Source organism: Pigmentiphaga sp. (genome assembly GCF_019689535.1).
Taxonomy (GTDB): Bacteria; Pseudomonadota; Gammaproteobacteria; order Burkholderiales; family Burkholderiaceae_B; genus Pigmentiphaga.
Map to the genome: position 1 here is coordinate 1 of NZ_JADGHH010000160.1, position 8329 is coordinate 8329.

The 8329-nt window shown below is 65.5% G+C and carries 9 protein-coding genes and 1 pseudogene; 8 read left to right on the top strand and 2 right to left on the bottom strand.

Features of this window, described 5'->3' with window-relative positions; translation table 11 throughout:
• The 4 genes and pseudogenes from IRZ12_RS13290 to IRZ12_RS13305 all read left to right on the top strand — a co-directional run.
• Positions 1 to 189: pseudogene (locus tag IRZ12_RS13290) on the top strand (branched-chain amino acid ABC transporter permease); the annotation flags it as partial.
• A 53-nt stretch (positions 190 to 242) separates the two neighbouring features.
• Complete coding sequence (locus tag IRZ12_RS13295; protein ID WP_296469219.1) at positions 243 to 1295, top strand: branched-chain amino acid ABC transporter permease; 1053 nt, start codon at positions 243 to 245, stop codon at positions 1293 to 1295.
• On the top strand, positions 1292 to 2038 hold the full coding sequence (locus tag IRZ12_RS13300) for an ABC transporter ATP-binding protein (RefSeq protein ID WP_296469221.1): 747 nt from the start codon (positions 1292 to 1294) through the stop codon (positions 2036 to 2038). Before IRZ12_RS13295 ends, IRZ12_RS13300 begins: the two co-directional genes overlap by 4 nt.
• A 20-nt stretch (positions 2039 to 2058) precedes the next feature.
• Positions 2059 to 2769, top strand: a complete 711-nt coding sequence (locus IRZ12_RS13305; protein ID WP_296469223.1) for an ABC transporter ATP-binding protein — start codon at positions 2059 to 2061, stop codon at positions 2767 to 2769.
• Positions 2770 to 2775: 6 nt separating this feature from the next.
• On the opposite strand, the gene pncB is transcribed toward IRZ12_RS13305, so the two are convergent.
• Together pncB and panB are read right to left on the bottom strand one after the other, a co-directional pair.
• Positions 2776 to 3972, bottom strand: a complete 1197-nt coding sequence (gene pncB / locus IRZ12_RS13310) for a nicotinate phosphoribosyltransferase (RefSeq protein WP_296469225.1) — start codon at positions 3970 to 3972, stop codon at positions 2776 to 2778.
• Entirely contained in the window at positions 3969 to 4826 is an 858-nt protein-coding gene (gene panB, locus IRZ12_RS13315; RefSeq protein ID WP_296469227.1) for a 3-methyl-2-oxobutanoate hydroxymethyltransferase, read from the bottom strand. The genes pncB and panB overlap by 4 nt, the downstream gene beginning before the upstream one ends.
• 205 nt (positions 4827 to 5031) lie before the next feature.
• Here panB and fdxA point away from each other — a divergent pair, with 205 nt between their 5' ends.
• The 4 genes from fdxA to rsxB all read left to right on the top strand — a co-directional run bounded on the left by fdxA (position 5032) and on the right by rsxB (position 8283).
• Complete coding sequence (gene fdxA / locus IRZ12_RS13320; protein WP_296469229.1) at positions 5032 to 5355, top strand: ferredoxin FdxA; 324 nt, start codon at positions 5032 to 5034, stop codon at positions 5353 to 5355.
• Positions 5356 to 5457: 102 nt separating this feature from the next.
• Positions 5458 to 6267, top strand: coding sequence for a ferredoxin--NADP reductase (locus tag IRZ12_RS13325; RefSeq protein ID WP_296469231.1), 810 nt, complete (start codon positions 5458 to 5460; stop codon positions 6265 to 6267).
• A 103-nt stretch (positions 6268 to 6370) separates the two neighbouring features.
• Positions 6371 to 7618: a polyhydroxyalkanoate depolymerase gene (locus IRZ12_RS13330; protein ID WP_296469233.1), complete on the top strand. Its 1248-nt coding sequence runs from the start codon at positions 6371 to 6373 to the stop codon at positions 7616 to 7618.
• Positions 7619 to 7629: 11 nt separating this feature from the next.
• Positions 7630 to 8283, top strand: coding sequence for an electron transport complex subunit RsxB (gene rsxB, locus IRZ12_RS13335; RefSeq protein ID WP_296469234.1), 654 nt, complete (start codon positions 7630 to 7632; stop codon positions 8281 to 8283).
• Positions 8284 to 8329 lie beyond the last annotated feature (46 nt).

Below are 8329 nucleotides of genomic sequence, written 5' to 3' on the forward strand. Positions count from 1 at the left end.
TGTTTCGTCGTCGTGGTCATCGGCGGCATCGGCTCGATCAAGGGAGCGCTGGTCGCGTCGCTGCTGATCGGCTTCGTCGACACCTTCGGCAAGGTGTTCTGGCAGCAGGCCGCCGGCGCGCTGATCTATGTCCTCATGGCCGCCATCCTGTTATGGCGCCCAGAGGGTTTGTTCAAACAAGGTACTTGATCCCTGGCGCGGCCCGCCGTGCCGGAGCTGCCTGCGACACATTGGAATACGGAATGAAAGTCCCTCCCCTGCTTGCCTGGATCGTCGTGCTGGGACTGCTGGCGCTGCTGCCGGTGCTGCCCGAGCCAATCGGCACGCCGTTCCACATCGAACTCGGCACCAAAGTGCTGATCATGGCGATCTTCGCCGCCAGCCTTCAGCTGCTGGCGGGCTACACCGGCCTGATCAGCCTGGGCCACGCCGCCTATTTCGGCGCCGCCGCCTACGCCGTCGCGATGCTCACGCCGCGCTACGAGGCCGGCAACGGCTGGCTGCTGCTCCTGGCAGCGATCGCCTGTGCGGCGCTGCTCGCGTTCATCATCGGTTTCCTGGTGATGCGCACGCGCGGCATCTATTTCATCATGGTCACCCTGGCCTTCGGCCAGCTGGTGTACTTCGTGTTCCACGACGTCGAGATATTCGGCGGCAGCGACGGCACGTATATCTACAACAAGCCGGCGTTCGAGCTGGGGAGCCTGCGCCTCGTCGACCTTGACCAAGCCTCCCACGTCTACTGGCTCACGCTGCTCGGCCTGGCGCTCACGCTGGGTGTAATCGGGCTGGTATTGCGCTCGCGGCTCGGCCACGCGCTGGTCGGCATCCGGCACAACGAGCCTCGCATGCGGGCAGCCGGCTTCGATACGTTTGCCTACAAGCTCGCCAGCTTCACCCTGGGCGGCGCCCTCGCTGGGCTGGCGGGCTTTCTCTACGCCACCCAGCATGGCTACGTCAATCCGGAGCTCGTGTCCTGGCACCAGTCCGGCAACGCGCTCCTGATGATCATCCTCGGCGGGTTGGGCAGCATGGCGGGCGCCGTGGCCGGCGCCGCCACCTTCGTGCTGCTGGCCGAATGGTTCCAGGACCTCACCAAGCACTGGCAGCTGCTGATGGGCGGGTTCATCATCCTGGCCGTGGCGTGGATGCCGCAAGGCCTGGCCGGAGGCTTCTCGGGCCTGCGCCTGCCCCGCCGCGGCCGCGCGCGCCCCGCCTCGCCTCGCATCCCAACCCACCCGGTGGGCGACGACCTCGCGTCGCCGCGCGCCACGGCTACGGAACAGACGACATGACGGCAGTGCTCCAAGCCCACGGGCTGAGCCGCCATTTCGGCGCGCTCAAAGCCATCGACAATGTTTCCCTCGCCCTCGCGCCCGATCGCATCCATGCCGTGATCGGCACCAACGGCGCGGGCAAATCGACGCTCATCCACCTGCTCTCGGGAGAGCTTGCGCCCACCTCTGGCTGGATCAGCCTGCACGGCCGCGACATCACGAATTGGTCGCAGCCGCGCCGCGCCCAGGCGGGCATAGGCCGCAGCTACCAGCGCAATACCATCTTCCTGCCACTGACGGTACGTGAAAACTGCCGCCTCGCCGCGCAGGCGCGCGCCCAGCGGCCCTGGCGGATCTGGGAATCGGCGCAGGCGTGCAAGGCCAGCCAGGAGCGCGCCGACGACGCGATGGAGCGCACGGGGCTCTCGGCCCTGGCAGACAAGCCCGCCGCCAGCCTCTCGCACGGCCAAAAGCGCCAGCTGGAAGTCGCCATGTGCCTGGCGACCTCGCCGACGGTGCTGCTGCTCGACGAACCGCTCGCCGGCATGGGCGCGGAGGAATCCGAGCGCATGCTGGAGCTACTGCGCCGGCTGAGGAAAGGCCACGCCATCCTGCTGGTGGAGCACGACATGGACGCGGTCTTCGCCGTGGCCGACGACATCACCGTCATGGTCAACGGCAGCCCCATCGCCACCGGCCTGCCGGCCGAGGTCCGCAACAATCCGGACGTCCAGGAAGCCTACCTGGGCGCAGCCCATTGAGCGACGCGAGGAAGCAAGGGATGGAAACGCTCATCGACGCCCGCGGGATCCACGCGTGGTATGGTAGCAGCCACATTCTGCACGGCATCGACTTTCGGCTGGGACGCGGCGAAACCCTCGGCCTGCTGGGCCGCAACGGCATGGGTAAGTCCACGTTGATCCGTACCCTGCTCGGCCACGTCAGGGAGCGCGAAGGCCAGATCGTGATCGGAGGCCGCGACTTGTCGCGCGGCAAACCTTACGAAGCCGCCCAGGTCGGCATCGCCTACGTACCCGAAGGACGCGGCATCTTCCCCAACCTGACGGTGAAGGAAAACCTGGTCATGGCCGCGCGCCGGGGCACGGACGGGCGCGCCGAGTGGACGCTGGACCGCGTGCTCGCGACCTTTCCCCGGCTCACCGAAAGGCTGGGCAACCTGGGCTGGCAGCTTTCAGGGGGGGAGCAGCAGATGCTCTCCATCGGCCGCGCGCTGATGACCAACCCCGCAGCGATCATCCTGGACGAAGCGACCGAAGGCCTCGCGCCCCTGATCGTGGCCGAGATCTGGCGCGTCATCGGCGAGATCCGGCGCACCGGCCTGGCGGCCCTCGTCGTGGACCGCAACTACCGGATGGTCATGGCCAATGCGGACCGCCTGATGGTGCTGGAAAAAGGGCGCGTGGTGCAGGAAGGGCTGGCCGAGGACCTGCGGCGCCGGCCGGAAACGCTCAGCCGCTACCTGGGCGTCTAGGCGGGATCAGTCGTCCCCGCCCTCCGTCTGCTCCGGCGGGATCTCGAACACCTGCCGCAGGTAGGCCAGATAGGCCTTGTCCTCGCACATGGTCTTCTCCGGCGTGTCGGACACCTTGGCCACCGGTTGCCCGTTGCACTTGACCATTTTCATGACGACCTGCAGCGGCTGGTAACTGAGGTCGTTGGTCAAGTTGGTGCCGATGCCGAAGGCAGTGTTGCAGCGCCCCTTGAAGTGCTTGGCCAGTTTGATGGCCAACGGAAAGGTCAGGCCGTCGGAGAACACCAGCGTCTTGGTGCGGGGATCGACCCGGTTCTGCTTATAGTGTTCGATCAGGCGTTCCCCCCAAATGAAGGGATCGCCGGAGTCGTGGCGCGCGCCGTCGAACAGCTTGCAGAAGTACATGTCGAAATCGCGCAGGAACGCGTTCATTCCGTAAACGTCGGACAGCGCGATGCCCAGGTCGCCGCGATACTCGCGTGCCCAGACCTCGAAACCGTAGATCTGCGAATCGCGCAGGCGCGGCCCCAGCGCCTGGCAGGCTTGCAGATACTCGTGCGCCATGGTGCCCAGCGGCGTCAGCCCGTGCTTCATGGCGAGGTAGACGTTGCTGGTTCCCGCAAAATTCTCCGGCATCTGCTCTTTGAGCGTGATGACGACTTCTTCGTGCCAGGCCTTGGAAAAGCGCCGGCGGGTTCCGTAGTCGGCAACGTGGAAATCGTGCAGCTCCGGATCGCTGCGCACCATCTCCACTTTGCTCATGAGGCGCTGCCGCCCCTCAGCATAGGCCGGGACGAGGTGGTTGTTGCGGAAATAGACCTCGTTGATGATGGCCAGCACCGGGATTTCGAACAGGATCGTGTGCAGCCACGGCCCCCGGACCACGATGTCGAGCTCGCCCGGCGCCTGCGCCTTGGAGACCGATATGCAGCGCCTGGGCAGGCGGAACAGCCCGAGGAAGTCGACGAAATCGCTCTTGATGAACCTCAGGCTGCCCAGGTAGGCGAGCTCCTCCTCGGTGAAGCGCAGCTCGCACAGCGCATCGATTTCTTCGCGGATCTCGTCCACATACGGATGCAGGTCTATCCCCGGCGTGCGGCACTTGTACTTGTACTCGACCTGCGCCGCGGGGAAATGATGCAGGACCACCTGCATCATGGTGAACTTATAGAGGTCGGTATCCAGCAAAGACGTGATGATCATGACTGCGGACCACTCTGGTTGCCATAGGGCGTGCCGAGATTGCCTCCGGACATGCCGTAAACGTGCTCGGGCCCGGGAAATGCGCCGCTCTCGACTTCCGTGACATAGCGGCGGAACGCCTGCAGCACCGCATCCCCGCCGGCCGGGGCGTTCACCATGTAGTTCTTGACGAACTTGGCGGGCGTCGAGGTCAGCCCCAGCATGTCGTGCATGACGAGCACCTGTCCGGAACACGCGGCCGAGGCACCGATGCCGATGGTGATCAGGTCCACCGCCTCGCACACTTGGCGCGCCACCGGATCGGGCACTGCCTCAATCACCATCATTGCCGCGCCCGCGGCCTCGACCGCCTTGGCGTCGGCCACGATGCGCCTGGCCTCGGCGTCTTCCTTGCCCTGCACGCGATAGCCGCCCAGCGCATGCACGTGCGAGGGCAGCAGGCCGATGTGGCCGCAGACGGGGACGCCGCTGCGCACGAGCAGCTCGATCGTGGGCGCGAGTTCCGCCCCGCCTTCGATCTTGACCATTTGCGCCCCGGCCTGCAGCAGCGTCACGGCATTGCGCAGCGCCTGCTGCGGACTTTCCTGGTACGTGCCGAACGGCATGTCGGCCAACAGGAACGGCCGCCGCGTACCCCGGGCCACGCATGAAACGTGGTAGGCCACATCCTGCAGCTGGACCGGCAACGTGGAGTCCCGCCCCTGCACGACCATGCCCAAGGTGTCGCCGACCAGGATGCAATCGACCTCGGCATCCTCCATTACCTTGGCGAAACCGGCGTCGTAACACGTCAGCATGGAAATCTTGCGGCCTGCGGCGAGTTTCTTGCGCAGCGCGGTCAGGGTGGATCGCATCGTACGGTCTCCAGTGATGCCTTTTTGCGTAACTGAAGAAAATAGCACAAGCATGGGTTTACCCGCATGCCGGCCCGGCCGCGGCCGGGCGCCCGAAGCGCGCTCCATCCATGGCACCGCAAGGGGTATGCCGGCCGGATTCTCCCAGTCCGGTAAAATGATGGGCTTGACCTAAACTTTATTCCAGCCCGCCCTGGAGCAGCCTATGACTCACGTCGTCACCGAGAACTGCATCAAATGCAAATACACCGATTGCGTGGACGTCTGCCCGGTCGACTGCTTTCGCGAAGGCCCTAACTTTCTGGTGATCGACCCCGACGAGTGCATCGATTGCGCCGTCTGCATCCCCGAATGCCCGGCCAACGCCATCATGGCCGAAGAAGACGTACCTGCCGACCAAGTCCACTTCATCCAGCTCAACGCCGAGCTGGCGCAAACCTGGCCCAGCATCACCCGTACCAAAGAGCCGCTGCCCGACGCCGACGAGTGGAAGGACAAGACGGGCAAGCTGGCGCTGCTGGAGCGATAACGACCCGTTTTCGCGCCGACGCATCGTCATTCCAGTTTTCAGGGCCGCCTCCGGGGCGGCTGGCCGGCGCTGGCGGCCCCGGCCGGGGACGCCCAGGAAATAATGACCGCTGAAAAATACACCGTCGAAACCGTCACCTGGGTCAAGACCTGGGTCCCGCACAAGCTCTTCTCTTTCCGTACGACACGATCGCCAGGCTTTCGTTTCGCGCCGGGGCAGTTCGCCCGCCTGGGCATAGAACGGCAGGACCCTGACGCCGAGGACGGATCCGGGCAGCGCATCGTCTGGCGGGCCTATTCCATCGTATCGGCGCCTTACGACGACTTCCTCGAGTTTTTTTCCATCGTCGTGCCGGGCGGCGAGTTCACCAGCGCGCTCGAGCACCTGCGCGAAGGCGACCGCATCTACGTCGACAAAACGAGCTTCGGCTTCCTGACCACGGCGGCCTTCCCTGCCGGCAAGGACTTGTGGATGCTGGCATCGGGAACGGGACTGGCGCCTTTCGTCTCTGTCCTGCAGGACCTGGAGGTCTGGGAAACATACGATCATCTGATCGTAGTGCACAGCGTGCGCACGCCGCAGGAATTGGTGTATCGCGACGTCATCGAAGGCCTGCGCAACCACGAGGTTTTTGGCGACTTTTGCCGCGGGCGGCCGGACAAGCTCATCTACCTGCCATCGGTCACGCGCGAAAAGGTGGAAGGCGCGATGAGCGACCGCATCACGACGCTGATAGCCAACGGCGAGCTGGAAAGGCGCGCCGGCGTGACGCTGGATCCGGCACGCTCGCGCGTCATGCTCTGCGGCAACCCCGACATGGTCTCGGACCTGCGCAAGCTGCTGGCCGAACGCGGTTTCGGCACCTCCCGGCGGGGCAAGCCGGGGAACCTGGCGGTCGAGAATTACTGGTAGGGGTAGCTTCGCCTCCCTCCCCAGGCCGCGAACCGCGCGGATTGTGCAATGCAATATAATCGTTTGACGGCAACGATCGTTTGCACCCAGGTCTGGAGCCAAGATGCTGTATCAATTGCATGAATGGCAGCGGGCGCTGCTCACCCCTTTCGCGCACTTTGCGGACGCGACGGCACAGCTTTTCTCTAATCCGTACAGCCCCCTCGCCTATACGCCGATGTCCCGGCGCCTTGCGGCGGGCTACGAACTGCTGTACCGGCTGGGCAAGGACTACGAAAAGCCGGCCTGGGGGCTCACGTCCACGACCATGGACGGCGCCGACGCCGTCGTCACCGAAGAGATCGCCGCTGCGCGTCCATTCTGCAACCTCGTGCATTTCGTGCGCACCCCGGCCGGCCGCAAGCCCGCCAGGCGCAAGCCCGATCCGACCGTACTGCTGGTGGCGCCGCTCTCCGGCCACCACGCGACGCTGCTGCGCGACACCGTGCGCGCCCTGCTTCCCGCGCACGACGTCTACGTCACGGACTGGATAGATGCCCGCATGGTGCCGGTCTCTGCCGGCCCGTTCCACTTGGCCGACTACGTGGACTACATCCGGGATTTCATCCGCCAGCTGGGGCCGGACGTCCACGTGATTTCCGTCTGTCAGCCTACCGTCCCCGTGCTCGCCGCGGTGTCGCTCATGGCCTCGGAAGGCGATCCCAAGCTGCCGCGCAGCATGGTCATGATGGGCGGCCCCATCGACCCGCGCAAGTCGCCCACGCAAGTGAACAACCTGGCGACGACCAAACCCTACTCCTGGTTCGAGACGAACCTCATCCACCGCGTGCCGCCGCGCTTTCCCGGGGCCGGTCGCCAGGTATATCCGGGCTTCCTCCAGCATGCCGGCTTCGTGAGCATGAATCCCGACCGGCACCTGAAATCCCACTACGATTTCTACCTCGACCTGGTGCGCGGGGATGAAGAGGACGCCGAGGCGCATCGCCGCTTCTACGACGAATACAACGCCGTGCTGGACATGCCGGCCGAGTACTATCTGGACACCATACGCATCGTGTTCCAAGAGTTCCAGCTTCCGCGCGGGGTCTGGAAAGTGCAGGGCAAGCTTGTCAAGCCGGCAGACATCGAATCGGTCGCGCTCTTCACCATCGAAGGCGAGCTGGACGACATTTCCGGCTCCGGCCAGACCCGGGCCGCGCACGACCTGTGCAGCGGCATTCCGGCCGAACGCAAGCGTCACTTCACGGCGCCACGTTGCGGCCACTACGGCATTTTCTCGGGAAGGCGCTGGCGCGAGATGATTTGCCCCCAGATTGCCGCCTTCATTCGCCAGCACAGCCATCCCGCCTGACGAGGACGCCCGTGAGCCTGGTTGACCTGGTCGACGCGGAACTGCCCCAGACGCAATGCACCAAGTGCGGCTACGAGGGATGCCGCCCATACGCCGAAGCCATCGTGCGCGGCGAAGCATCCATCAATCGTTGTCCGCCCGGCGGCGACGAAGGCATCGTCAAGCTCGCCGCCCTTTTGCAACGGCCGGTGTTGCCGCTGGACGAAACGCGCGGGAGGCACGAACCGCTGAGGGTGGCGCGCATCGACGAACAGCACTGCATAGGCTGCACGCTCTGCATCCGGGCCTGTCCGGTGGACGCCATCGTGGGCGCCAACAAGGCCATGCATACGGTGCTGCCCGAGCTGTGCACGGGCTGCGACCTGTGCGTGGCTCCGTGTCCTGTGGACTGCATCGTGATGGAGCCCGCTCCCGGCGGGCGCACCTGGACGCGGCAAGACGCCGACGCCGCGAGGCTGCGCCATCGGCGCCGGCAGGAGAGGCTCGCCCGCGAAAGCCTCGAGGACCAAGAACGGCTGCGCGCCAAGTCCCAACTCCAAGGCGCTTCCCCGCTCGCCCCCGCAGCCTCCGCTGCGGCAGCCACCGGCGCCGACGAAGCGGCCGAACGCAAACGTGCCATACTGCAGGCCGCGCTGGCCCGGGCGCGCGCCCGGCGGGCGCATTGATCCATCCCGAACAAGACGGCCATCGCCGCGTCTGCATGAATTCTGC

What these genes read in the sequence shown, in the direction of transcription:
- IRZ12_RS13295 (WP_296469219.1), top strand. Translation starts at nt 243, where the DNA reads ATGAAAGTCCCTCCCCTGCTTGCCTGGATCGTCGTGCTGGGACTGCTG.
- IRZ12_RS13300 (WP_296469221.1), top strand. Translation starts at nt 1,292, where the DNA reads ATGACGGCAGTGCTCCAAGCCCACGGGCTGAGCCGCCATTTCGGCGCG.
- IRZ12_RS13305 (WP_296469223.1), top strand. Translation starts at nt 2,059, where the DNA reads ATGGAAACGCTCATCGACGCCCGCGGGATCCACGCGTGGTATGGTAGC.
- pncB (WP_296469225.1), bottom strand. Translation starts at nt 3,972, where the DNA reads ATGATCATCACGTCTTTGCTGGATACCGACCTCTATAAGTTCACCATG.
- panB (WP_296469227.1), bottom strand. Translation starts at nt 4,826, where the DNA reads ATGCGATCCACCCTGACCGCGCTGCGCAAGAAACTCGCCGCAGGCCGC.
- fdxA (WP_296469229.1), top strand. Translation starts at nt 5,032, where the DNA reads ATGACTCACGTCGTCACCGAGAACTGCATCAAATGCAAATACACCGAT.
- IRZ12_RS13325 (WP_296469231.1), top strand. Translation starts at nt 5,458, where the DNA reads ATGACCGCTGAAAAATACACCGTCGAAACCGTCACCTGGGTCAAGACC.
- IRZ12_RS13330 (WP_296469233.1), top strand. Translation starts at nt 6,371, where the DNA reads ATGCTGTATCAATTGCATGAATGGCAGCGGGCGCTGCTCACCCCTTTC.